This is a genomic window from Bacillus sp. FJAT-27245, from assembly GCF_001273955.1.
Taxonomy (GTDB): domain Bacteria; phylum Bacillota; class Bacilli; order Bacillales; family Cytobacillaceae; genus Bacillus_D.
Genome location: NZ_LIGI01000001.1, coordinates 3,313,957 through 3,337,168, shown reverse-complemented (window position 1 = coordinate 3,337,168; position 23,212 = coordinate 3,313,957). Strand labels below are relative to the sequence as shown.

Annotated in this window: 25 protein-coding genes and 3 riboswitches; of the genes, 20 read left to right on the top strand and 5 right to left on the bottom strand. The window is 48.7% G+C overall.

Annotation, left to right across the window (positions count from 1 at the left end; translation table 11 throughout):
- Positions 1 to 39: 39 nt before the first annotated feature.
- The 9 genes from ADU24_RS16445 (at position 40) to ADU24_RS23100 (ending at position 10,323) form a co-directional block, all read left to right on the top strand.
- Positions 40 to 960 carry a carbohydrate ABC transporter permease gene (locus tag ADU24_RS16445; RefSeq protein WP_231689628.1) on the top strand — a complete coding sequence of 307 codons (921 nt, stop codon included), beginning with the start codon at positions 40 to 42 and terminating at the stop codon, positions 958 to 960.
- Positions 961 to 970: 10 nt separating this feature from the next.
- On the top strand, positions 971 to 1,807 hold the full coding sequence (locus tag ADU24_RS16440; protein WP_053367634.1) for a carbohydrate ABC transporter permease: 837 nt from the start codon (positions 971 to 973) through the stop codon (positions 1,805 to 1,807).
- A gap of 40 nt (positions 1,808 to 1,847) precedes the next feature.
- The gene (locus ADU24_RS16435; RefSeq protein WP_053367633.1) at positions 1,848 to 2,273 is read left to right on the top strand and encodes a hypothetical protein; all 426 of its coding nucleotides are present in this window, start codon (positions 1,848 to 1,850) and stop codon (positions 2,271 to 2,273) included.
- 508 nt (positions 2,274 to 2,781) lie between these two features.
- On the top strand, positions 2,782 to 4,584 hold the full coding sequence (locus tag ADU24_RS16430; protein WP_053367632.1) for a glycoside hydrolase family 2 protein: 1,803 nt from the start codon (positions 2,782 to 2,784) through the stop codon (positions 4,582 to 4,584).
- Positions 4,585 to 4,699: 115 nt separating this feature from the next.
- Positions 4,700 to 5,689 (top strand): LacI family DNA-binding transcriptional regulator, encoded by a 990-nt coding sequence (locus tag ADU24_RS16425; protein WP_053367631.1) that lies wholly within the window; start codon positions 4,700 to 4,702, stop codon positions 5,687 to 5,689.
- 60 nt (positions 5,690 to 5,749) lie between these two features.
- Positions 5,750 to 6,937, top strand: a complete 1,188-nt coding sequence (locus tag ADU24_RS16420) for a galactokinase (RefSeq protein WP_053367630.1) — start codon at positions 5,750 to 5,752, stop codon at positions 6,935 to 6,937.
- Positions 6,937 to 7,926: a UDP-glucose 4-epimerase GalE gene (gene galE / locus ADU24_RS16415; protein WP_053367629.1), complete on the top strand. Its 990-nt coding sequence runs from the start codon at positions 6,937 to 6,939 to the stop codon at positions 7,924 to 7,926. The genes ADU24_RS16420 and galE overlap by 1 nt, the downstream gene beginning before the upstream one ends.
- Positions 7,927 to 7,940: 14 nt before the next feature.
- The gene (galT, locus tag ADU24_RS16410; RefSeq protein ID WP_053367628.1) at positions 7,941 to 9,452 is read left to right on the top strand and encodes a UDP-glucose--hexose-1-phosphate uridylyltransferase; all 1,512 of its coding nucleotides are present in this window, start codon (positions 7,941 to 7,943) and stop codon (positions 9,450 to 9,452) included.
- Between the two features lie 574 nt (positions 9,453 to 10,026).
- Positions 10,027 to 10,118, top strand: a riboswitch (cyclic di-GMP riboswitch).
- 40 nt (positions 10,119 to 10,158) lie between these two features.
- Positions 10,159 to 10,323, top strand: a complete 165-nt coding sequence (locus ADU24_RS23100) for a hypothetical protein (RefSeq protein WP_156324606.1) — start codon at positions 10,159 to 10,161, stop codon at positions 10,321 to 10,323.
- Between the two features lie 129 nt (positions 10,324 to 10,452).
- On the opposite strand, the gene ADU24_RS16405 is transcribed toward ADU24_RS23100, so the two are convergent.
- From ADU24_RS16405 to ADU24_RS16395, 3 genes are all read right to left on the bottom strand, one after another.
- Complete coding sequence (locus ADU24_RS16405; protein ID WP_053367627.1) at positions 10,453 to 11,070, bottom strand: class D sortase; 618 nt, start codon at positions 11,068 to 11,070, stop codon at positions 10,453 to 10,455.
- Between the two features lie 5 nt (positions 11,071 to 11,075).
- Positions 11,076 to 11,792, bottom strand: coding sequence for a hypothetical protein (locus ADU24_RS16400; protein WP_053367626.1), 717 nt, complete (start codon positions 11,790 to 11,792; stop codon positions 11,076 to 11,078).
- Positions 11,793 to 12,046: 254 nt separating this feature from the next.
- On the bottom strand, positions 12,047 to 13,339 hold the full coding sequence (locus tag ADU24_RS16395; RefSeq protein ID WP_053367625.1) for a polysaccharide deacetylase family protein: 1,293 nt from the start codon (positions 13,337 to 13,339) through the stop codon (positions 12,047 to 12,049).
- An 873-nt stretch (positions 13,340 to 14,212) separates the two neighbouring features.
- On the opposite strand from ADU24_RS16395, the gene ADU24_RS16390 reads away from it, so the two are divergent.
- A complete protein-coding gene (locus ADU24_RS16390) occupies positions 14,213 to 14,656 on the top strand; it encodes a DUF5946 family protein (protein ID WP_053367624.1) in 444 nt (147 codons plus the stop codon).
- Between the two features lie 334 nt (positions 14,657 to 14,990).
- On the opposite strand, the gene ADU24_RS16385 is transcribed toward ADU24_RS16390, so the two are convergent.
- Entirely contained in the window at positions 14,991 to 15,287 is a 297-nt protein-coding gene (locus ADU24_RS16385) for a transporter suffix domain-containing protein (protein ID WP_053367623.1), read from the bottom strand.
- A gap of 164 nt (positions 15,288 to 15,451) precedes the next feature.
- Between ADU24_RS16385 and ADU24_RS16380 the strand changes: the two genes are divergently transcribed.
- From ADU24_RS16380 to gcvH, 3 genes are all read left to right on the top strand, one after another.
- Positions 15,452 to 16,228, top strand: a complete 777-nt coding sequence (locus ADU24_RS16380) for a Cof-type HAD-IIB family hydrolase (RefSeq protein ID WP_053367622.1) — start codon at positions 15,452 to 15,454, stop codon at positions 16,226 to 16,228.
- Positions 16,229 to 16,531: 303 nt separating this feature from the next.
- Complete coding sequence (locus ADU24_RS16375; RefSeq protein WP_053367621.1) at positions 16,532 to 16,888, top strand: arsenate reductase family protein; 357 nt, start codon at positions 16,532 to 16,534, stop codon at positions 16,886 to 16,888.
- Positions 16,889 to 16,971: 83 nt separating this feature from the next.
- Entirely contained in the window at positions 16,972 to 17,352 is a 381-nt protein-coding gene (gene gcvH / locus ADU24_RS16370) for a glycine cleavage system protein GcvH (RefSeq protein ID WP_053367620.1), read from the top strand.
- A 37-nt stretch (positions 17,353 to 17,389) separates the two neighbouring features.
- Here the strand turns inward: gcvH and ADU24_RS16365 are convergent, their stop codons facing one another.
- The gene (locus tag ADU24_RS16365) at positions 17,390 to 17,578 is read right to left on the bottom strand and encodes a hypothetical protein (RefSeq protein WP_053367619.1); all 189 of its coding nucleotides are present in this window, start codon (positions 17,576 to 17,578) and stop codon (positions 17,390 to 17,392) included.
- 175 nt (positions 17,579 to 17,753) lie between these two features.
- On the opposite strand from ADU24_RS16365, the gene ADU24_RS16360 reads away from it, so the two are divergent.
- The 7 genes from ADU24_RS16360 to ADU24_RS16330 all read left to right on the top strand — a co-directional run bounded on the left by ADU24_RS16360 (position 17,754) and on the right by ADU24_RS16330 (position 23,211).
- A complete protein-coding gene (locus ADU24_RS16360; protein WP_053367618.1) occupies positions 17,754 to 17,993 on the top strand; it encodes a YusG family protein in 240 nt (79 codons plus the stop codon).
- A gap of 214 nt (positions 17,994 to 18,207) precedes the next feature.
- Positions 18,208 to 18,576: a toprim domain-containing protein gene (locus ADU24_RS16355; RefSeq protein WP_053367617.1), complete on the top strand. Its 369-nt coding sequence runs from the start codon at positions 18,208 to 18,210 to the stop codon at positions 18,574 to 18,576.
- A complete protein-coding gene (locus tag ADU24_RS16350; RefSeq protein WP_053367616.1) occupies positions 18,573 to 18,884 on the top strand; it encodes a thioredoxin family protein in 312 nt (103 codons plus the stop codon). Before ADU24_RS16355 ends, ADU24_RS16350 begins: the two co-directional genes overlap by 4 nt.
- Before the next feature lie 249 nt (positions 18,885 to 19,133).
- Complete coding sequence (locus ADU24_RS16345) at positions 19,134 to 20,408, top strand: MFS transporter (protein WP_053367615.1); 1,275 nt, start codon at positions 19,134 to 19,136, stop codon at positions 20,406 to 20,408.
- 151 nt (positions 20,409 to 20,559) lie between these two features.
- Positions 20,560 to 20,922 carry a hypothetical protein gene (locus tag ADU24_RS16340; RefSeq protein ID WP_053367614.1) on the top strand — a complete coding sequence of 121 codons (363 nt, stop codon included), beginning with the start codon at positions 20,560 to 20,562 and terminating at the stop codon, positions 20,920 to 20,922.
- A 46-nt stretch (positions 20,923 to 20,968) separates the two neighbouring features.
- Positions 20,969 to 21,068, top strand: a riboswitch (SAM riboswitch).
- A gap of 183 nt (positions 21,069 to 21,251) precedes the next feature.
- A riboswitch (SAM riboswitch) is annotated at positions 21,252 to 21,364 on the top strand.
- Between the two features lie 160 nt (positions 21,365 to 21,524).
- Positions 21,525 to 22,550 carry a methionine ABC transporter ATP-binding protein gene (locus ADU24_RS16335; RefSeq protein ID WP_053367613.1) on the top strand — a complete coding sequence of 342 codons (1,026 nt, stop codon included), beginning with the start codon at positions 21,525 to 21,527 and terminating at the stop codon, positions 22,548 to 22,550.
- A complete protein-coding gene (locus ADU24_RS16330) occupies positions 22,543 to 23,211 on the top strand; it encodes a methionine ABC transporter permease (protein WP_053367612.1) in 669 nt (222 codons plus the stop codon). Before ADU24_RS16335 ends, ADU24_RS16330 begins: the two co-directional genes overlap by 8 nt.
- The last annotated feature ends 1 nt before the right edge of the window (position 23,212 follow it).

Genomic DNA, 23,212 nt, shown 5'->3' with positions numbered 1-23,212 from the left:
GGCACTTCAACTAACCCTTTCAAAAAACGAGGTGAAAGAATGGCGACATTAGCTGAAAAGCCACTAAACGAACATAAGGGCATGGACAAGCGGAGGAAGCCCAATCTTTGGCCAGTTTTCTTCATAGGGCCCCATCTCCTTTTATTTATCCTGTTTTTTCTCTTCCCGTCAGTATTCGGAATCTATATCGCATTCACGAAATGGGACCTTTTTCAGTCACCTGAATTTGTAGGGTTCGCGAACTTCCAGACCATTCTCTTTAACGAGGAATCGAGCTTTCATGGGCAATTTTACAACGGGATTAAGAACACGTTTATATTTGTCCTTATTTCGGTCCCGTTTTGTATCATTATCCCGCTCTTGATGGCAACGGCTCTTTCGGCAAAACCGGCAATGAACAGGCTGTTCCAGTCATTGTTTTACTTGCCTTCGCTATTTGCCATTTCGGCGGTGATGATTGTCTGGAACTTCCTGTTAAGCGTTACATACGGGCCGCTCCAGAATTACTTCAGCATTTCGACGAATATGCTCGACAACCAGCCGCACGCCTGGATTTCCCTCGTCATTGTAACGGTCTGGTGGACAATTGGCGGGAATATGGTCATCTATTTGGCAGCCTTGAACGGGGTTCCGAAAGATTTGCTGGAAGCGGCCGAACTTGATGGCGCGGGTGTCTTCAGCAAATTTTTCAGGGTGACGCTGCCGAGCATCAAATACCAGATTTTATTCACAACCGTCATGACCACAATTGCCCAGTTCAATGTGTACGGACAGCCGCTCATGCTGACAGGGGGCGGGCCAAATGATTCGACACGGGTCCTCCTCATGTACATCCAGCGAAATGCCTTCGGTTCCGGTATATCGGCGGCCGGCATTTCCTCGGCGATGGCCATCATGCTTGGCCTATGTATCATGGTTGTGTCAGCCATCCAATTTTACCTGTTAAGGGACCGAGATTAGGGGTGAGACGATGAAACAGTACAGGGCAACGAAACTAGCAGCGTTTATTTTCTTATTAATAATGGCCATTGTTTGGGCCTTCCCGATCCTCTGGGGCGTCTTTACATCCTTTAAATCGGAGGCGGAAATCACGGCCGCGGGAGTCAGTTTCCTGCCAATCCACTGGTCGATGAGCAACTATGTTGAGCTGCTGTTCAATAATGATTCGACGCCAATCGTGAAATGGTTTACGAATTCGCTCATCATTGCGATTTCGCATACAGTGCTCGTGCTTGTGGTCGTATCGCTCGCGGCCTATGGCTACACGCGCCTGCATTTTAAGGGACGCGATTTCCTGTTCGGCGTCTTGCTTGCATCGATGATGTTTCCTGGCATCGTGAACTTGATTCCTTTGTACGGCATTATGGAACAGCTAGGATGGGTTAACAACCTTCTCGCCGTCATCGTTCCGGGCGCGGCTGGGGTGTTCAACGTGTTCCTCGTCCGCCAGTTTGTCCTTGGCATCCCGAAAACATTCGACGAATCGGCGCGTATTGACGGCGCGAATGAATTCCAGATTTTCTGGCATATCATTTTGCCGCTGATCCGGCCTGTCCTGACAGTTGTCGCACTGTTCAGCTTTACTGGCGCATGGAATGATTTTCTCTGGCCGTCCATTGTCCTGAATGATGTGGAAAAACTTCCAATCACACCGGGGCTGCAGCTGCTCCAGGGACAATATTTGACATACCCGGGAATCGGCACGGCTGGCGCCCTGATTGCACTCGTGCCAACCTTCCTGCTCTATTTATTCGCACAGCGTTATTTCATGCAGTCAATGTCACTGTCGACAGGCGTAAAAGGATAATTGTGCCGTCCCTGAAGTTTGAGGTAAGGAGTGAATGCCAATGAGCCGTTCCTTTGAGCGGAAACTCATCTATGCCGCAAGCGCGTGGCAAATCGTGGCCGGATTTATCACGATGTTCTTCTATTCAATGTATATCAAAAAACAGGGAGCACAGTTGCCTGGCCTCGAAGCTGTCGAACGGAAGGGCGCCGAGTCCCTGTTTGACAGTTTATATGGATATGCAGTGACTTACGGACTGTTGTTTATTGTCATTGGCAGCCTGAACATCCTTTTCACAAAAAAGCTCATGAACGATGGAACGCTCCAGTACAAGCTGCCGGCATTCTGGATTGCGCTCGCAGTTGCGTTCTACTTTTTATCCGACCTGATCAGCCTAGCGCTATCCCTGGCCGCCGCAGTCATTGCCCTCGCGAAGAACAAGCCGATCAAGGCAGCAGGGCGGGCTTCAGCTGAGCAAACACATTAATTGGGCCGGTTCATTTCCGGGAAAACCCCAAGGGTGAAGGCAGGTAACTTCCCCTTAAGGATGACATTGCATCCGTTGCCTGTTGGTACCAGGCGGAACCGCATAACCCGTTCCCGGCACTCCCTGGTAAAGATGACATCGAAATGATCTAGATTATTTTTGGAAAAAACATAAGAACTATATAGGTTGAACTTAATAATTACCCCATTAGTTTGGGTAGCTGGTTGATTGGAGCTCAGGCATGTAGACTCCTCGAAAACGCTACCGCGTTTCCTTCGTGCGTGGGCAAATTCGATAATGCCATTCAGTGTCCTGCGGGATTGAGCGGCAAGGGGAGACCCCGCAGGAGCAACGCGACGAGGAGGCTCCACTGCAGCCCCGCGGAAAGCGAAATGCCCGGAGCGGAAATCAACCACCTCGTTCACATTAATTTTTATTTCGACCTATATAATCGGGCCAATTCTGGTTAGCCGATACAATCACAGATTTTGCAAGGAGAGATAAAACAATGACTTACAGACCTGAATACCCTAGACCGCAGTTTGTCCGGAAAGAATGGTTGAATTTGAATGGTGAATGGGATTTCGCCTTTGACGATGAGAATGTAGGTGTGAGAGAAAAGTGGTTCGCCAGTGTGGATGCCTTTGACCGGAAAATCAACGTTCCGTACGCATACCAGACAAAGCTTAGCGGCATCCATGACCCAACATTTCATGACCACGTCTGGTACCGGCGAGAATGCAGCGTGCCCGAAGCGTGGATGGGAAAACGGGTTCAGCTCCATTTCGGCGCGGTTGACTACCGGGCGTGGATTTATGTGAACGGCCAGTTTGCCGGTTTCCACGAGGGCGGGCATACCTCGTTTTCGCTGGATGTTACCGATCTATTGACCTGGGTTACGGAAACGATTGTTGTCAGGGTAGAAGATCCCTCGACGGATGAAACGATTCCGCGTGGAAAGCAATTCTGGGTCGAGAAATCGGATGCAATCTGGTATACAAGAACAACGGGCATATGGCAAACTGTCTGGCTTGAGCCGGTCGGAAAGGCCAGCTTGTCCAAGCTCCGGCTAACCCCGGATATCGATCGCGGCGATGTGATCGTCGAATTTGAGGTGGATGGCGATTTTACAGAAAAGTGCGTAGAAATTGAAATAACCTTCAAGGGTGAAAAGGTTACCAGGGATACGGTTGACATGACCGAATCGTACACGAAGCGGGCCATCAACCTCTATAACCGGAAGATTTTCCGCACGTCCTTCCACCACATCGGCTGGAATTGGTCGCCTGAAAGCCCGAATCTTTTCGATGTAAAACTTACTCTAAAGGATTCCAATGGCACAACGATTTTTGACGAAGTAGATTCGTATTTCGGGATGAGGAAAATCCATGTTGAAAACGGCATGGTTTATTTGAACAACAAGCCATATTACCAGAAGCTCGTTCTTGATCAGGGCTATTGGCCGGACGGGCTGCTGACTGCACCGGGCGATGAAGACTTGAAAAAGGACATTGAACTCGCGAAGGAAATGGGCTTTAACGGCTGCCGGAAGCATCAAAAGGTAGAAGACCCGCGTTTCCTGTACTGGGCTGATCAGCTCGGCTTCCTCGTATGGGGTGAATGTGCCGCGTTCCCGTCGTACAGCGAGGATGCGGCGGCGAGGCTGACGAAGGAATGGATTGAAATCATTGAGAGGGATTACAACCATCCGTCCATTGTCGCCTGGGTGCCGGTCAATGAAAGCTGGGGAGTTCCTTTTATAAAAAATAATAAACAGCAGCAGCACCATTCGCTTGCGATGTACCACCTGATTCATTCCATCGATCCGACCCGCCTCGTCATTTCGAACGACGGCTGGGAGCTTACCAAAACGGATATTTGCGCGATACACAACTACAACCACGGGGGCAGCGAAGAGACAGCGAAGTACGAAGAATTCAAGGAGTCGCTGTCCACAAAGGAAAACTTGCTGAATTCCAAGCCAGCGTTAAGGGGGATTTATGCCGACGGTTTCGAGTACCAGGGAGAACCGATTCTTTTGACTGAGTTCGGCGGCATTGGCTTCAAAGCGGGTGAGGAGAGCGGCTGGGGCTACACCGCGGTGAAGGATGAGTTCGAATTCGTCGAGGATTACCGCCGTGTAATGGAGGCTGTCTTTGCCTCGAAAGCACTCCATGGCTTTTGCTACACACAGCTGACGGACGTTGAACAGGAAATCAACGGGCTGCTGACGTATGACAGGAAACCGAAGTGCGACCTTGCAACAATAAAGGAAATCAACTCGATGTGGCATCCGACCACCATAAAGTAAAATTATTAGTAAAAGAAAATTGATTATTTTACTAAAAAATATAAAATGAAAGTAAGCGGAGGTACGAACACTTCCGTCCCCGGATTGATGAGGACGGGGAAAGGAGGGATGCCCCCTGGCAACGATTAAGGATATTGCCGAAATGGCGGGAGTATCAATCGCAACAGTTTCGCGGGTTTTGAATTACGACCCGACGCTATCGGTCACGGATGAGACGAGAAAGCGAATCATGGAAGCGGCGGAAGAACTGTCTTATAAAAAAAAGCCCGCGAAAAAAACAGCCGCGAAAAAAATCGCCATCATCCACTGGTATACGGAAAAGGAAGAGATGGAAGACCTATACTATTTGTCGATCCGGCACGGCATTGAACAGAAATGCCAACAGCTCGGCATTCAATTCGCGAATTACTTTTACGATGAACTGAAGGAAATAAAATATGACCAGCTGCAGGGAATCATCGCGATTGGCAAGTTCAGCCCCGGGCAGGTTGCCGAAATCGCCGGGGTCACCCGGAATATCGTTTTTGCCGATTGCAACCCTGATGATGACGTGTACGACTCGGTCATTATCGATTTTGACATGGCGTCGAAGAAAATCATTGATTACCTGATTGAAAAGGGCCATGATTCAATCGGTTATATTGGCGGCCGCGAGGCTTACAAAGAAAGCTCCGTAGAGATTGCCGATCAAAGGGAAGCCAGTTTCCGTTCCTATATGGCCGAAAACGGGCGGTTGCGGGACGAAATGGTTTACATTGGCTCGTTTTCGGTCGCAAGCGGGKACAGCCTTATGAGCCAGGCAATTATAGAGCTAGGGGAAAGGCTGCCGACGGCTTTTTTCGCTGGGAACGATTTAATCGCGATCGGCTGCCTGCGTGCACTCCATGAGGCGAATATTCCGGTTCCGGAGCGTGTGAACATCATTGGGATAAATGATATCAGCGTCTCGAAATACGTGTTCCCGTCCTTGTCGACATTGAAGGTCCATACAGAGCTGATGGGTGAAACGGCCCTTGAAATGCTGCTTGAACGGATTGACGGGCGGAGGGTCGCCAAGAAGATTTTCATCGGCACGGAACTGGTGATTCGGAACAGCAGTTTCTAAGGGGGCGCCGCCAACGTTGAGACGCCCTTCGGAAATCCTATTAGTGAGGGGAAGAAGACTATGAATCTACAACAATTAACGAAGGAATTCCGCGAGATTTTTTCTTACGGTGAAACGGAGGCAGTCCGTTGTTTTTTCTCGCCGGGCAGAATCAATTTGATTGGCGAGCATACCGATTACAACGGCGGCCGCGTCTTTCCGTGCGCCATTACGTACGGGACGTATGGCGTTGCCAAACAGCGTTCCGACCGCCAGATCCGGCTTTATTCAAAAAACTTCCCGGAAACGGGGATGATCGAATTCAGCCTCGATGAGCTCGATTACAACCCGGACCAAACATGGGGGAACTTTCCAAAAGGAATGATTCGCTATATAATCGAGGCGGGCTGGGGCATTCCGGCCGGAATGGATGTCCTGATTGAAGGAAACATCCCGAACGGGGCCGGGCTATCTTCTTCAGCCTCCCTTGAAATGCTGATTGGTGTCATTGCCAATGAACTGTTTGGCCTGGAAATACCAAGAATCTCGCTTGTGAAGCTTGGCAAACTAGTTGAAAATGAATTCATTGGCGTCAACAGCGGAATTATGGACCAATTCGCTGTCGGGATGGGAAAAAAAGATTGCGGCATTCTCCTCGATTGTGAGACGCTTGAATATGAGTATGCGCCGCTGCACCTGAACGGCTGCAAAATTATCATCATGAATACAAACAAACGGCGCGAGCTTGCCGATTCAAAGTACAATGAAAGGCGGAGCCAGTGCGAAAGCGCCCTTGCCTATTTGCAAAAAGGACTTGATATACGTTGGCTGGGCACGCTGACCGGACAGCAATTCGATGCGCATATGCATCTTATTCCGGATGAAATTTTACAAAAAAGGGCCAGGCACGCCGTATATGAAAACGAACGGACAATCATGGCGCTAGCCGAGCTGAAGAAAGGAAACCTCGAGGGCTTCGGAAAATTGATGAACGAGTCGCACCAATCCCTAAAGGAAGACTACGAGGTTACCGGGATCGAGCTTGATACGCTCGTTGAAGCTGCCTGGGAGCAACACGGCACTCTCGGTGCGAGGATGACGGGCGCTGGATTCGGGGGCTGCGCGATTGCGCTTGTCGAAGCTGGCGCTGTGGATTCGTTTATCGAAGCAGTCGGCAATGCCTACAGGGAAAAGATTGGTTACGATGCGAGCTTTTATGTCGCCCATATCGGGGACGGTACGAAGGAACTTACAGCGGAGGTGAAATGATGGGCATTTTGGTGCTTGGCGGCGCGGGCTATATTGGCTCCCATGCTGTCTATCAGCTAATTGACCAGGGATATGACGCGATTGTGGTGGATAATCTTCAGACTGGCCATGCAGAGGCCGTCCATCCGAAAGCGAAGTTTTACAATGGCGACATCCGCGACAAGGAATTTTTGCGCGGGGTCTTTGCAAAAGAAAAGATAGAAGGCGTCCTGCATTTCGCTGCAAACTCGCTTGTCGGTGAATCGATGGAAAAACCGCTCGACTATTTCAATAACAATGTGTACGGGACCCAGGTCCTGCTAGAGACGATGGTTGAGTTCGGGATAAAAAACATCGTCTTTTCGTCGACCGCGGCAACGTACGGCGAGCAAATGGTCATGCCGATTACGGAAGACATGCCCGCGAATCCGACAAACGCTTACGGCGAAACAAAGCTGGCGATGGAGAAAATGATGAAATGGTGCGAGACTGCCTACGGGATGAACTATGTGTCGCTTCGCTATTTTAACGTGGCGGGTGCCAGGCACTCGGGCGAAATTGGCGAGGACCATCAGCCGGAAACGCATCTGATTCCGCTCATCCTTCAGGTTCCGCTTGGCCAGCGCGAGTATATCTCAATCTATGGGGATGATTACGATACGGTGGATGGAACATGCATCCGCGACTACATCCACGTTGAAGACTTGATCGATGCCCATATCCTCGCCCTCCGCTATTTGCAAAATGGCGGTGGAAGCGAGATCATCAACCTCGGCAGCGGGCAGGGATTTTCAGTCAAGGAAATGATCGAAGCTGCCCGGAAAGTGACCGGCCATGGCATTCTGGCAAAAATCGATTCCCGCAGAAGCGGCGACCCGAGCAGGCTGATTGCATCGTCCGAAAAAGCGAAACGGGTGCTTGGCTGGAATCCGGAAAGGACATCCGTTGAACGGATTCTCGAGGACGCCTGGCAATGGCACCGCAATCACCCTGAAGGCTACAAAAGATAAGGGGAGGGCTTGGCATGGAGGTTTATCAGGCGATAAAGAAGTTGCTTGACCAGGCGCTTGCCTGCGAAATGATCAAACATCAGGATGAAATTTACGCGCGCAACCAGATCATGGCCCTCCTTGAGCTGGACGAATTTATCAAGAGCGGCACTGGCCAGGAACGCAATGATGAATCGGGAAACGCGTCGATTCCCGATCTCCTCGAGGCGCTCGCCGATTATGCTGCTGAGAAGGGAATCATCGGCGGATTGGATTCCGAGCGGGAGATTTTTACCGCGAAAATCATGAATGTCCTCATGCAAAGGCCTTCGGATGTCAATGCCTTATTTTATGAAAAGTACAGCAGGAATCCGGAACTTGCGACGGATTATTATTATGAGCTGAGCAAAAACAGCAACTATATCCAGACAAAACAGATTGCCAAAAACATCAGCTACACGTATGAATCGGGGTATGGAACGCTCGATATTACAATCAACCTTTCAAAACCGGAGAAGGACCCAAAGCAAATCGCCCTTGAGCGGGAAATGAAAAAAACCGCTCCGGAATATCCGAAATGCCTCCTTTGTATAGAAAACGAAGGATACGCAGGCAGGATCGGCTACCCGGCGCGCTCAAACCATAGAATCATTGAGTTGGAGCTTGGCGGGGAGCCCTGGTATCTCCAATATTCACCGTATGTGTACTACAACGAGCATTGTATCGTCCTCAGCGGCGAGCACCGCGATATGAAAATCGACCGCTCGGCGTTCACGCGGCTGCTTGAATTCGTTGGAAAGTTTCCGGCCTATTTTCTTGGTTCAAATGCCGACCTGCCAATTGTCGGTGGGTCGATCTTGAGCCATGACCATTACCAGGGCGGGAAATACGAATTCGCGATGGCGAGGGCGGAAGAAATCTACTCGTTTCCTCTCGGGGGATTCCCAAACGTGGAAGCGGCGGCGCTTAAATGGCCGCTGTCCGTCATCCGGCTGCGCGGGTCCGACCCGAACGAGCTTGCCGACGCGGCAAACAAAATTTTCGAATCGTGGAAAGGCTATAGCGACCCGGAAGCGGGAATCGAAGCGTATACCGGCGAGACGAGGCATAACACGATCACGCCGATTGCGAGGATGCGCGGCGAACAATTTGAGATGGACCTTGTTCTCCGCAACAACCGGACGAGCGCCGAACATCCGCTTGGCATTTTCCATCCGCACAGCGATGTACAGCATATAAAGAAAGAAAACATCGGCCTCATTGAAGTCATGGGTCTGGCCGTGCTGCCGGCAAGGCTTGAATCCGAGCTGCTGGAAATTGAAAAGTACTTGCTCGGCGAAGAGGCGGGCGTGAAGGATTACCACCTTGCCTGGGCGGATGAAATGAAGGAAAGGCACTCCGCCGAATTGTCGCCAGATACAGTTTCGTCGATTGTCCGGAAAAATGTCGGCGCGAAATTCGCAAGGGTACTTGAGGATGCCGGCGTCTTCAAACAAACCGAGGAAGGCAAGAACTCATTCCGGAAATTCACGGATTTAATAGGTTAAGAGGGCAAAGGTTGTAGGACCAATTGGGGAACTTGAATAGCTTATTGAAGAAAGCCTGTACCAGCACAAGCTGTTGGTCCGGGCTTTTTTGTTGTCTGGGAAATTATACAACCGAACCTTGTGGATAACTCGAATTAAGTTATTGTAATCCAGCTCCACAAGGAAAGCTGCGGCAGCATATCATCGCACGAAGGAAAAGTGTTCTTCTTTTCCGAGGAGCGCCTAGCCCCTCGAGGTCATAAGCCGGTTCCCTCCAGAGGGCAGGCCCATCCTGCGGGCCCCGTCTTATGCTGGTCGGGGCTGACCACTAAGGAAAGCTCCTTAGAATAATCCTCGCAGGGACAAGCGGTGTGTGCTTGTCGCGAAGGCGCTTGCGCATTTTGTTCTTAAAAATACCACGATAAAATTATCTCCAGATGTTTACTTCAGTGCATAAAATGGATATTACCTGTATATATACCAAATAAGCAGCTTAAATTGTCAAGCGATTGGCTGACCGATTGATGACATTTTTCTGACATTAAACATTGAATTGGCTGCTGATTTTTGGTAAATTAGGGGCATAGCACAAAAAAGTACGAAACGGCAAATCCACTGAAAAGTGGGGGCGCAAAGCTAAAGGGGCTAAAGCTATTATCATGATAGCCATGCCAGCCAGTTCCCGAATACGGCCCTGCGGTATACGGATCATTAGGGGGTAATTGTGTTGAAAAGTCTATTGAAAGCCAGGTATTTTTTCCATTTGTTCTTACATAGGTACAACCGCCGATTAGTAGACGACGCGTTATGCGCTGAACTGAAATCAAAATTACTTGCCCGGTCGCACTACCATTTGTGCAAAGCTGCCGGCCTGACAGCAAAAGCGGAATAAAGCGAAAGCACTGCCCTCATAATGTGGGCAGTGCTTTTTTAAATAAAAAATGTGTCCAGTTCTATGGCCTATACGGGTTCTTCCGCTTTTTAAACAAAAAACCGGGCAATGCCGGCTTCGAGTTCGTTATTAATGTTTGGCGATGTCGGGCTGGGAGACCAGCTTCGTATAGATGATGTACCTGTCCGGAGCGTTTCCGACAAAGTAAAACGGATAGCAAGTCGTCAGGGTCAAGGTCTCATAATCGGTCGGGACGGCAACTGTCATATCGTCCGCATGGGTGATTTTGAAGTCGGTTGTTTCATATATGAAATCACCATAGGGGGTCGTGAAAATAACTTCCTCGCCCTTTTTCAAATCCTTTAGTTTTCTGAAGACAGTATCCCTGTGGCCGCTGAGGACAACATTCCCGCCTTGTCCGGGGAGGGCGCTGCCGGCAAGATGGCCTGCGCCTTTTTTCAGCTCCCTGTCATGGGTTCCCTGGACAACCGGCACATCAAGGCCCACTGAAGGGAACTTCAGATCACCAATCTTTTCGCCGGGTGCAGGCAGGGTTGGCCATGGCTGGTCAAACTGCCTGTCAGGCAAATCGGGTTTATACTCACTCAGGGCCGTGTGCGCCAAAAGGACCGTCTGTTTTGTCAAGTCAAAGCCGAAATAGGCAACGATGCCTCCACCAAGCAGCAAAAAGAAGATGGGTATTGAAATAATAACCCATCTCCATATGTTTCTGCGTTTCTTTCGCATGTGGCTTATGCCTCGATGGTGTTGCCTGTTTTACGGAAATAACGCGCCGTAGGTACAGCAGCCGCTGCGCCAAGCAGCATGATCAGTCCGCCAAGCAGGAGATATTCATAGTTGTCAGTCGCTGTGTTAGGAAGCTTTTGAGCTGGCATTGGAACGAACTTCCCGCTTTTTTCAAGCTGTTSCTTTGCCTGGACTGCAGCTTTGAGGGCGTTCATTTTTGCTAAAAGAACCTTTGGGTCCAGGTCAGCCAGCGTCGGGTCGGCAGTTGCAAGGATGTTTCCAGCCATGTCTTTCAGTACGATGACAAGTCCGGTCGTACCAGGCTTGTACTTGAAAATATCGACAGGGTTCCCGTTGTCATCGACAAAATCCGCCTGCAAGTGGGCAAGCTTCACGCTGTCAAGGAAGAGGCGTCCAAGCTCTACCTTTTGGGCATCGGACAGGTTTTCAGGGTTTTTATTATTCAGGAGTTCGCTGGCACGCTTTGTGTTTGCGTTAATCCCGTCCAATTCCGCCTGGCTCAATTTTACTGATTGAAGATAAGCATAAAGATAATCGACATTGTCCAAATTAAGAGCCTTTAATGAGTCCACTAGTTTCTGGGCATGGGGAGTTCCGTTCCCAGCAGCAGATGCCTCGCCCGGAAGCATGCCGAAACCGGATAATCCCACGCTTAGGGCAGCAACGATTGCCCCCTTTTTCAATAACGCTTTAACTTTCATTCTCCACCCTCACTTCTGCATAGTATAACTCGTAATATACCATATTTTAGAATAATTCTCAATTTATATTTAAAAATGTTAGAAAAAGTCGAATTTCACAATAGATGGAATCCGGAATTCGGGGGGTTTTTCACTTTCACTGTATTGTCGGCCGGTTTTTTGAAAAATAAACCAAAAAAACGGACAGAGTTTTTCTCTCCGCCCGTTTCAATCTATTAATCATATTCATTTGATTTTTATAAAAAGCTTAAACTCTACTTAAACTGAACCGGCACCATGCTTGAGGTGAGCGGCATAAGTTTGAAATTCTGGCTCTTCAGGTAATCGAGCAAGGCGGGCAGGCAGGAAAGCGTCTCATCACGCTCATGCAAAAGCACGACAATCGGCCCCGGTTTACCCTTTTGCTTTTCGATTTGTTCGATTGCGCTGTCAACGAAACGGCGGTCACGGTAATACCAATCCCGGCTGTCGACATTCCAGTCCCACATTTTATATCCGTGTTCGGCTACAGCCCTCTTATAATCTGGCGTCATATACGGAGAACTGCCGAACGGGGTGCGAATCAACACGGTGTCGATCCCCGTAATCCGTTTGATCGTATCCCTTCCCTGGTTCATTTCCACTAAGACCGTTTGCGCCGAATGGTAAAACTTTTGCTTGTTATGGCTGACTCCGTGCATGCCCAGGCTATGGCCGGAAGCCGCCATCCGTTTGACTGCTCCGGGATATTGTTTCATGTTCCCGTCGAGCATGAAGAAAGTGGCCTTGGCATTGTATTTGTCGAGCAAGTCTAAAATTTGGTTTGAAACGCGGTGCGGGCCATCGTCAAATGTCAGGTAAAGCTCTCGTTGTTTCCCGGTAGGGGCGGGAGGKTTAGCTGAAGGTTTGCTTTGGGCTGGAGCAGGCGTTGTTTTGTTTGCTTCTTCGTGTCCGGGCTGGTGGGACGAATCAGTGTTTTGCTCTTGTTGCTGTGCTGGCTTTGCTGGTGGCACTTGATTGGACGCCGGATTTTGTGAAGGATTTTGAGCCTGGTTTTGGGCAGCTTTTGATGCCTGTGCCTGGTTTGATACCGTTTTCTGAGCAGTCTTTGGCGCTTGATCCTGGTTTGAACCCGTGTTCTGACCGGTTTTTGAGGCTGGATTCTGGCCCGGTTTTGAAGTGGGCGCCTCTTTTGTGGCCGGTTGCTGGGCTGGGTTTGCTGTCGGGCCAGCCGGTGCTTGTGTGTTCTGAGCGGTTTTCACTGGCTCAGCCTGCTTTTCGGACGTTATTCCCGTGTTTTTTGAAGCAGCGGATGCCTGGGCATTCTTGATTTTCTCTCGTTCCTGTGGCGGGGAAACTGGTTTAAGAGGATGGAGCCTTGCACCATAATTCCGAAACTCCGCTGCCAGTTCTCTTTTTATTCCTGTAACCTCGGTGCTGTCAGTCTTTGCTGTCCTGGGCTTGGATGCATAGGCGCCGGCGGCCATACTCATCCCAAAAACAAGCGGAATAAAAGCGAGACAAATCAATAATGTCTGTACCTTCTTGTTGGCAAGCAAATTCCCCATCTTTCTTCCCCTCTGTTTCGTAAAATTTAGCCACTCAATTATATAGTCGATTATATTTCTATTACGTTACAAATATTTCTGATATTTTACAATTTACTAGTTTCAGAGAGAAAAAGATAGATGAATTTGTCCTATTTTTTTGGAGAAGTTTGTAGCTTTTTGTTACCAGTTGGATTTACGTGGCTGGCTTCCTCAAAGTAAGAGTGGTAGAATATGGATGTAGGACGTTTGAATGGTCCCTTCAGCATAAACAGTGGGATGAACGGATGGATTGCACAACACCATAAACCGATTCTGCGAAAGATTTAAGAAGAAAAACCAACTCAAATCAAAAGTACCGCTCTCGAAAGACGACTTAGAGCCCGAACGGCAGCAGGAAACCAGTCCTTTGGGCGTTAATCGAAGACTTAGAGCCCGAACAGCAGCGGGTGGGCAGTGCTTCGGTCACTAAAGGACGACTTAGAGCCCGAACACCAGCGGGCAGGCAGTGCTTCGGTCACTAAAGGACGACTTAGAGCCCGAACACCAGCGGTCAGGCAGTCGTTCGGTCACTAAAGGACAACTTAGAGCCCGAACAGCAGCGGGCATGCGTCATTCGGTCACTAAAAGAGGCCAAGCCCAACTTCAGTTCAAGGATGCAACCCGCCCTACGTTCTTATGGATCATCCTTTCAAAGTCTGGCAATTAATTAAATCAATTAAAAAAACGGGAGGACAAGTAAAATCCCTCCTTTTATTGCGTTGTGTGGTAACTTAACCTCAAAGGGATTCTGCGTTTAGTATTTATTTTCCATTTATGCGTTTCTAGTGATAAACCACTTCTTTAAGATGAAGAGCCGTGTGAATTTTCCACACTAACAGGGGGCGGAGAGGGATGAACAGGGGAATTAATTACACCAACCGGTGCCCGGAATGCGGCGCCCCGGAGGCAAATGGGCTTGATTGCCAAGGCCAGCTTGAAGAAATTCTCGCATGGGAGCAATTCGACCCGGATTTGCTTGGACGTCATTTTTGGACGGTCGCGTGTTTCAATATCCAGCATCCCTCGTCTTTTGCGGAGGAAGCCTGGGAAGGGCTGCGCGCCGTTTTTCGCGAGGCGTGTGACAATCAATTGACTGTGAACGAGATTCGCCGTAAGGTATCCGCGCTCGTGGACGGCCCTGTCAGAATAAAGAGGAAAGTGGCGGCAGCCCCGATTAGCCGCGAGTGGGCAATGGCAATTTCGGAGGTTTACCTCGCCGGGGAACCAAAAGGAGCAGCCGACCGGGTCCTAGCCTGGTCAAAGGTTATCCGGAAACAACTTGATGGGTTTGTCTAAAAAGCCTGCTTCCTCAGCCAAAGAATAAGACAAGTTTTAATTGCACCGCCAAGTTTGTTTCACCGCAAGACTTTTCCTTATACGCCCCAGAAACGCCGCATCAAGGCCGTTTCATCCATGGAAGAACGAAAAGTGTCCCTGAAACGCCACAGCAGGCCGTTTCATTCATTTAAGAAACCCAAAACGGCTATGAGACACTAAACATGCACTCCCCCTGAATTCAGCCTCTCCGCATATAATCAAAAAACCATCGAAGTACCCATCGCCAACAGAACCCCGACCAAAGAAAAAACCATGGCGCCCCTCACTTTATGCAGGGATGCACCATGGTTTTTTACTGATCCTTTTTTTGTCCACCACTTTTAAACCAAGTCATCGGGTTCAGGTTCTTTCGGTAGCGTGTGACTGCTTCCTTGCCGAGGATAATGCCGCCAATCCAAAAGGTAGCTTCTCCAGCAATCACAAGGCCTCCGGTAATCACGACCTTCGTTCCGGTTGAAAACGAACTAAGCGGTACGAGCAGGATTGCCGCATAGAAAATGCACGATACTATAATCAGGAAAACGCCCAACCGGGTGAGCGTGGCTTTTCTCTTTTGCTGGGCGGCTGTTGCTCCCTCATTCTCAAGCATGGGTATCCTCCGGTTTCTTTTTTTCTAAATTATATAGCATAGCCGCCCTGCCGGCTATTGAAATCTGGTGCGTCGGCTTGGTGGATAATTAATGCGTACTTCTGTACAATGGGTAGAATGAACGCAGGAGTGCGGGAATTTTTTAAAAAAGAAAGGTGTTGGACATGGAAAAAAGCATAATCTTCTTTGACATTGACGGGACTTTGCTCGATGATGACAAACGTCTCCCAGCATCGACTAAGGAAGCTGTATTCAAACTGAAGGAACTTGGCCACGAGGTTGCGATTGCGACCGGGCGCGGGCCATTCATGTACGAAGAGCTTCGTGAGGAACTTGGCATTGATACATATGTTTCCTTTAACGGGCAATACGTCGTCCTCCGGGGCAAGCCGGTTCACCGCAACCCGCTGGATAAGCAGGCACTTGAACAAATTACCTTAACAGCGGCAGAAAACAACCATCCGCTTATATACATGGATGCATTTGATATGAAAATGAGTGTACCGGAGCATAACTGGATCGACGAGAGCATGGGTACGCTCAAGCTTACAAAAAAACCGTCACACGATCCTGATTATTTCCGGAACCGGGAAATTTACCAGTCACTTCTTTTCTGCCAGAACGATGAGGAACTTCGCTATGAAAAGACTTTTAGCGAATTTGATTTTATCCGTTGGCATCCGCTATCCGTCGATGTCATTCCAGCAGGCGGTTCTAAAGCAAAAGGGATTGAAAAACTCGTCTCTGCCATGGGGCTGTCCATGGAAAATGCCTATGCATTCGGCGATGGCTTGAACGACATTGAAATGCTTTCATACGTTCCGAACAGCGTTGCCATGGGGAATGCCTTGCCGGAAGTAAAAGAGGCGGCCAGGTATGAAACACTCCATGTCAATGATGGCGGCATCCTCCACGGGTTGAAACTCGTCGGCCTGCTTTAAGGGCAGGCGGCCTGAATAAAAATCAAAAATTAGGCGCTGCGGCCATAATAACGCAGAAATCAAAATTGAAACGGGATCCATCCACCGCCTCACAGGGAAATCGAAACTGAGTCAAAAATCGGTCCCTCGCGTCATCACCGCTACAAAGAATGTGGCAATTTGGTGGCGAAATGAAAATGCTTGCAGGAATTTGCGGGAAGGTGGCGAATAAGTAAATTGCGCCTCATCGACAAAGGACGGTATTAGGATTTTTTTCGCTGATATGATACTATTTCAAGGGAAGTATCTTTAGGGGTGATGCAGTTGGCTTTAACGTTTTATTGGTACCCGAAATGCGGGACATGCAGAAACGCCAAAAAGTGGCTGGATGAGCACGGGAAATCCTATGAAGCGGTACATATCGTCGAGCACCCGCCATCAAGGGACGAGATAAAGGACCTGTATGAAAAAAGCGGACTCGATCTGAAGAAATTTTTCAACGTGAGCGGCCAGAAATACCGTGAGCTTGGCTTGAAAGACAAAGTCAAGACAGCCTCCGAAAATGAGCTGCTCGATATCCTTGCGTCGGACGGGATGCTCCTGAAACGGCCAATCCTGACCGATGGCGAAAAAGTCAACATCGGCTTCAAGGAAGAGGAATACAAAGAAGTTTGGCTTTAGATGCCTGTTGCCGGTCTCGGCATTCATGGTAGTATCGATTACCAAATCGATAATAGACAAAATGGACATTTGGAGGGATTGCAATGAGTACACCAAAAGATTTGCGGTATTCAGAAGAGCATGAATGGGTAAAGGTTGAAGGGGAAAAAGTGCGGATCGGCATCACGCATTTCGCGCAATCCGAGCTTGGCGACATCGTATTCGTGGAACTTCCGGAAGTTGGCGATGAAATAACAGCGGACGAGCCATTCGGTAGCGTCGAGTCCGTCAAAACCGTTTCCGAACTTTACGCTCCAATTAGCGGCAAAGTAGTCGAAGTAAACGAAGACCTATCCGACAGCCCGGAATTCGTTAACGAATCCCCATACGAAAAAGCATGGATGATCGTTGTTGAGCCTTCCGACATGGGTGAAGTCGACAACCTCATGACCGCCGAGCAATACGACGAAATGACCAACGAATAATACGACAGGAGGCCTCCCTTATTGGGACGGCCTCCTTTTACTTTAGGAGATTTTTCGGCTGGCTAATTTTGATGGAGGCAACCTCCCCGCAATCCAAACAGACCGTATAGATTTTCTCCGACCCCAACGCCATCTTTTTAGTAAGCGGACGAAGGTTCACATAATCCGTCGCTTCAACAAAGGCCGTTCCACCACAGTTTTTACAAACCAGTATCTGTTCATTCATATCTGTCCCTCCTCAATTCAGCCTTTAATTGTAATTCCTCCTTCCGTGCCAAATACCTTTTTTCTTTTTGTTTTTTCTTTTTTTTGGTGAAAATTGGCCAACGCCCTAACTTTCCCAACTATGCATTCCACACGCACCGGGCATGATAATGGAAAAACAAAAAGGGTGGTATCCCATGACATTGGATTTAAAGAAACTCGATATAACCGACAGGGTGGTTGGAAAACTGAAAAATGGGGAAATAAAACTATACCTGGAAAACGAGCCCATCGGCCGCATCAAACTCACAGGCGAAGCCGACTTCGAACTCGACAAGCGCTTCGATGTAGACCAACAACGAATATTCCAGCACATCACCATCACTCAAAACCCACACGCCCAATACACCGACTGCCAAGACGGCGGCTGGTGCTAAACGAAGGTGCCTGGCACCAATAAAAGCACCAATTTTAGACACCAAGAGAAGGTGCCAACATAGATAGACACGACTTGAAGGTTTAGCGCAGGGGGCAAAGTTCTGTATGTTCTTAAATGGCCATGGTATAGTTGAAGAAGGGCGGGAGGCTACACACAAAGCGCGCGATTGAATAAGCTATCTATTACCAACAACTTTCCTGCAGGTGATTTCAATGAGCGAAGAATACGCGGATAAAATTATTATTGTCGAAGGCAGATCGGATAAGAAGAAGGTACTCGCGATGATTAAGGATCATGTGGAGGTTATTTGCACAAACGGGACGATTTCGATTTCCAGGCTGGATGAACTGATCGATTCGTTCGGGGACAGACAGGTGTTTATCCTCGCAGACGCGGACGAAGCGGGCGAAAAGCTAAGGCGGCAATTCCGCCGGGAATACCCGGAGGCGGAGCATCTCTATATTGACAAGATGTACAAAGAGGTCGCCACCGCGCCATACCATCACCTTGCCATGGTGCTTCTGGGCGCCAACATTGATGTTCATGCCGAATATTTGGAGATGGGCCGTACCGCGCAATGAAGGAATGGACAAGCGAAGAAGCTTCCGCCTTTTTGCAAAATGCGAAATCAGGGCTGCTCTATTTTTATACGCCTTTGTGCGGAACCTGCCAGGTAGCTTCAAAAATGCTTGAAGTTGTCGCTGCAATGAACCCACATGTGGAAATTGGCAAAATCAATCTCAATTATGCTCCCGAATTCGCGGAGATTTTTGCGATTGAAAGTGTTCCTTGCCTCGTTTTTATCAGGGAAGGGCGAGCCATCGATTCCGTTTACGCGTTCCGATCTGTACCGTACCTGCTGGAAAAACTACAAACAGTTTTACAATAAGCGGATGCCAAGGCTGCATCTGCTTTTTCTATGCAAAAATCCCCTTAATTTCCTCGTCCGCCCTCCCTTCACTGCCAATCGCCACAAAATTTGGACAAAAATTCAAAAAATAGGCTACTCCCAGCATGTTCCCTTGTTTACAAAATGTTCCTAACCGATTATGATACTTAGGGAGGCGAAATAAATGCGCTTCCATGAATGGAATAAACGTTCGGGCTATGTCCAAACATCTGCAAAGGGCGGGTCAAGATGGCATTTTACAAAGGGTGGGCCAAACAGCTTAACGCCTATAACTACAATATTAAACTGAGCATGGCCGCCAATATCATTACCCAGATTGGAATTGGCATTTTTATCGTCATCTATAATTTTTATGTCCGTGAATTGGGTTATTCGGAATCCGTGAACGGGCAAATTATTTCAATGGCATCGCTTGCGACGGCGATCGTCCTCGTCCCCGCCGGAATCATTGGCGACAAATTCGGGCGGAAAAGAGTTATTTTCACAGGCATTCTCGTATCCGGAACCTTGCTGATCCTAAGGGCTTTGGCGGCCGATGAAACAATGCTCGTCTATTTGGCATTTGCCGCGGGCCTATCGGGCGCATTCCTGCAGGTTTCAGGCATTCCGTGGCTCGCTGAAAACTCCGACCCATCCCAGCGGGTCAACCTGTTTTCCCTCCACTTCGCATTAATGACTGCCGCAAGCGTGATCGGGAACATGCTTGGCGGGATTTTGACCGACTTTTTCGGCCTCTTTTTCACAAACCTTGAAAGCTTGAGGATTACCCTATTAATTGGGGCGGTTATTTACTTAGGGGGAGCGATTCCTGCCTATAAATTCAGGACTCCCGCCAATCGTATGGAAAAACCGCAAACAGATGAAGCCGGCAAGAAAAAAGCCGCGTTCAACTGGAGCGGATTTAAAATCATTGCCCTTTTCGCAATCGCGCAAATGCTCATAGGCTTTGGTGCGGGGCTCGTCATCCCTTACCTGAACCTGTATTTCGCGGGAAGGTTCTCGGCTTCGACATCAACGACCGGATTCATCATCTCACTTGGCCAGGCGGCTACCGCTTTTGCGATGATCATTGGGCCAAAGGTCGTCAAACGCGTCGGCGAGGTCAGGGCTGTCGTTATCCTACAGCTGCTATCGCTCCCATTCCTGCTCTTGACCGCCTACACGGAAAACTTGTGGCTGGCGGCGATTGGCTTCCTGTTCAGGCAGGCGCTTATGAATGCCGGTAACCCGATTCAAAGTTCGCTCATCATGTCGCGCGTTGATGATTCGATGAAAGGCTTGGCAAACTCAATCAACCAGACCGTTTTCAATCTTGGCTGGGCGTTCATGGGGCCGGTTTCGACCGGAATCGTAGTCAAATATGGAGATTACTGGGGCTACGCATACGTCTTCACCATAACCGCAAGCCTTTACTTAATAAGCTCCGTTTATTTCTACCTCGTATTCGGCAGGAAGGTTTTGAAAGGCCAGGCTTCCAAGGTTCCGAAAGCCGCCGGGATGTGACATATTTCCCCGGAAATGTTCCTTTTCTTCAGCAGAAGGGCGTTTTTTGGAAAAAAACACACCAAGATGCCGAGCTATCCAAATCTTGTCGAACGAATCATGGAGGATTCCTCCTACCCGGAAAGAATTAAATGAGCAGGGGGGATTTACAATGATTGAGCAGATGAATCGGTTCTGTGCCAATTTTAATAAAAAGCCGCATTTACATTCATTACTTGGCAGCAGCCATACGGTTTTTTTCCAAATCGGTGGTTTTCTAGTAGAGATCGCGGACGGAAGGGCGGGGGTTGTAATTAGCGATGTACCAGGGAAACCCTTGCTAGCGAAAATCACAGGAAGCCCTGAAGCCATCGGCGAACTGCTTTGCGGGACGGCAAGAATGCGCGATCTGCTCAATCATCGGACAATAGAAGTCCAAGCGTCTTTCCGTGCTGTGCTAAAGCTAGAGTCGATCTTTCTTTTGGCAAAAGAATTTGAACCTGAAAAAACGCTCTTGACGGAAACGATGTCTTAAGATAAACTTTCTTTAAATCTTAGCGCAAGATTCAAACAATTCAATAAACTTATCAAGAGAGGCGGAGGGACTGGCCCAATGATGCCCGGCAACCGGTGAAAGCACGGTGCCAATTCCAGCAGGGTGGCCCCTTGTAAAGATAAGAAGAGAAATTCCCCTCTTCTTATGGAGCGGGTTTTTTGTTTTTTTAGGAAGGTTTAGCCATTTTAGCTGTTCCGAAGCGTTCCGAATTACTGCCTGAAATTTCCGAGTTTTTTTAAAGCTTCTTTATTGACACCATATTTTCGCCATGATACGATAGCAATCGTGATTAATTGAATAGTTAGTTGCTCTTATCAAGAGAGGTGGAGGGATGTGCCCGATGAAGCCCGGCAACCGTCACAGGACCAGTTCTGTGAAATGGTGCCAATTCACACAAAGCGTTCGCTTTGGGAGATGGGAGAAAGGATAAATGTTTAATATGCCTTTCTGCCCAGTTGCAGAGAGGCTTTTTATTTTTATCAGAATGAATCAATAGGTGAATTCAAACGATAGATGAGAGCGTTCAATTGCATGATTGCTGCCTGGAATGATGGGTAAAAGGATGTAAAGAAGGTGATGGAATGATTTCAATTAAAAACGTCAGAAAAAGTTTTTCCTCAAAACAAGGTACACTGACAGCAGTTGATGATGTCAATCTTGACATACAGGAAGGGGAAATCTTCGGGGTAATCGGCTATAGCGGCGCCGGAAAAAGTACGTTGATTCGGATGCTGAACAGACTTGAAAGCCCGACTGAAGGAACCATTACGATTGCAGGGCGTGAAATTTCAAAAATTTCGGGAAGCGAGCTGAGGAAGGCCCGCCAGGAAATCTCAATGATTTTCCAGCATTTCAACCTTCTCTGGTCCAGGACGGTCCGGGAAAACATCGCGTTTCCGCTAGAAATTGCCGGAATCTCGGGCCCGGAGCGAAAAAAGCGTGTCGATGAGCTTATCAAGCTAGTCGGCCTTGAGGGCAGGGAAAATGCTTACCCGTCACAGCTGAGCGGCGGGCAAAAGCAGCGTGTGGGAATTGCGAGGGCGCTTGCGAACAACCCGAAAGTCCTGCTCTGCGACGAAGCGACATCCGCTCTCGACCCGCAAACGACGGATTCGATTCTTGACCTTTTGGTCGACATTAACAAGCGGCTCGGCCTGACGATTGTTTTGATTACCCACGAAATGCATGTTATCAGGAAAATCTGCCACCGCGTCGCCGTGATGGAAAGCGGAAGGATTGTCGAACTCGGTCCGGTGCTGGATGTCTTTAAAAATCCGCAGCAGCCGATAACGAAGCGGTTCGTCCAGCAGGTAACCGAGCCGGAGGAAACAAAAGATACGGTCGAGCATCTGCTTGAACGATTGCCATCCGGGAAGGTCATTCAGCTTACATTTGTCGGCGAGGCGACCGAACAGCCGCTTATTACGAACATAATTAGGAAGTTTGATATAACGGCTAATATTCTGCAGGGAAAAATATCGCAAACACAAAGCGGGTCCTATGGTACACTGTTCCTTCATTTGGATGGGCCGGAAAGCGAACTCGCAAAGGCGCTCGCGTATATCAACTCCCAACAGGTTGGCGTGGAGGTGATTGCGAATGCTTAAAACCTATTTCCCTAATGTCGTCTGGGAAAATATGTGGGCGGCAACACTTGAAACTCTCTACATGACGAGCATTTCCGTTGCGATTACCTTTGTGCTCGGCATTATCCTTGGATTGCTTCTATTCCTGACGGGTAAGGGCAATCTGTGGGAAAATGCTTTTATCAATAAAATCATTGCCGCTTTCGTCAACGTATTTCGTTCAATTCCGTTCATCATTCTAATCGTCCTGCTCATTCCGTTTACCGTTTTCGTGGTCGGATCGATGATTGGGGAAAATGCGGCCTTGCCGGCACTGATTATCGGTTCAGCGCCGTTTTACGCAAGGATGGTTGAAATTGGGCTTCGAGAAATTGATAAAGGGGTCATCGAGGCGGCGAAATCGATGGGTGCCTCGACGTCGACGATTATTTGGAAAGTCTTATTGCCCGAATCGATGCCGGCGCTTGTATCGGGGATTACCGTAACAGCAATCGCCCTTGTCAGCTACACGGCAATGGCTGGTGCAATCGGGGCTGGCGGACTTGGCAACCTTGCTTACCTGGAAGGCTTCGGCCGCGGCCGCAATGATGTAACGGTTATGGCAACAGTCATTATCCTTGTTATTGTTTTCATCATTCAATTAATCGGGGACACAATTACCCGTAAATTGGATAAAAGATAAA

Bases quoted from the DNA above. Each gene is read 5' to 3' on its own strand.
- ADU24_RS16445 (WP_231689628.1), top strand. From the start codon at position 40: ATGGCGACATTAGCTGAAAAGCCACTAAACGAACATAAGGGCATGGAC.
- ADU24_RS16440 (WP_053367634.1), top strand. From the start codon at position 971: ATGAAACAGTACAGGGCAACGAAACTAGCAGCGTTTATTTTCTTATTA.
- ADU24_RS16435 (WP_053367633.1), top strand. From the start codon at position 1,848: ATGAGCCGTTCCTTTGAGCGGAAACTCATCTATGCCGCAAGCGCGTGG.
- ADU24_RS16430 (WP_053367632.1), top strand. From the start codon at position 2,782: ATGACTTACAGACCTGAATACCCTAGACCGCAGTTTGTCCGGAAAGAA.
- ADU24_RS16420 (WP_053367630.1), top strand. From the start codon at position 5,750: ATGAATCTACAACAATTAACGAAGGAATTCCGCGAGATTTTTTCTTAC.
- galE (WP_053367629.1), top strand. From the start codon at position 6,937: ATGGGCATTTTGGTGCTTGGCGGCGCGGGCTATATTGGCTCCCATGCT.
- galT (WP_053367628.1), top strand. From the start codon at position 7,941: ATGGAGGTTTATCAGGCGATAAAGAAGTTGCTTGACCAGGCGCTTGCC.
- ADU24_RS16405 (WP_053367627.1), bottom strand. From the start codon at position 11,070: ATGCGAAAGAAACGCAGAAACATATGGAGATGGGTTATTATTTCAATA.
- ADU24_RS16390 (WP_053367624.1), top strand. From the start codon at position 14,213: ATGAACAGGGGAATTAATTACACCAACCGGTGCCCGGAATGCGGCGCC.
- ADU24_RS16385 (WP_053367623.1), bottom strand. From the start codon at position 15,287: ATGCTTGAGAATGAGGGAGCAACAGCCGCCCAGCAAAAGAGAAAAGCC.
- ADU24_RS16380 (WP_053367622.1), top strand. From the start codon at position 15,452: ATGGAAAAAAGCATAATCTTCTTTGACATTGACGGGACTTTGCTCGAT.
- gcvH (WP_053367620.1), top strand. From the start codon at position 16,972: ATGAGTACACCAAAAGATTTGCGGTATTCAGAAGAGCATGAATGGGTA.
- ADU24_RS16365 (WP_053367619.1), bottom strand. From the start codon at position 17,578: ATGAATGAACAGATACTGGTTTGTAAAAACTGTGGTGGAACGGCCTTT.
- ADU24_RS16360 (WP_053367618.1), top strand. From the start codon at position 17,754: ATGACATTGGATTTAAAGAAACTCGATATAACCGACAGGGTGGTTGGA.
- ADU24_RS16355 (WP_053367617.1), top strand. From the start codon at position 18,208: ATGAGCGAAGAATACGCGGATAAAATTATTATTGTCGAAGGCAGATCG.
- ADU24_RS16350 (WP_053367616.1), top strand. From the start codon at position 18,573: ATGAAGGAATGGACAAGCGAAGAAGCTTCCGCCTTTTTGCAAAATGCG.
- ADU24_RS16345 (WP_053367615.1), top strand. From the start codon at position 19,134: ATGGCATTTTACAAAGGGTGGGCCAAACAGCTTAACGCCTATAACTAC.
- ADU24_RS16340 (WP_053367614.1), top strand. From the start codon at position 20,560: ATGATTGAGCAGATGAATCGGTTCTGTGCCAATTTTAATAAAAAGCCG.
- ADU24_RS16335 (WP_053367613.1), top strand. From the start codon at position 21,525: ATGATTTCAATTAAAAACGTCAGAAAAAGTTTTTCCTCAAAACAAGGT.
- ADU24_RS16330 (WP_053367612.1), top strand. From the start codon at position 22,543: ATGCTTAAAACCTATTTCCCTAATGTCGTCTGGGAAAATATGTGGGCG.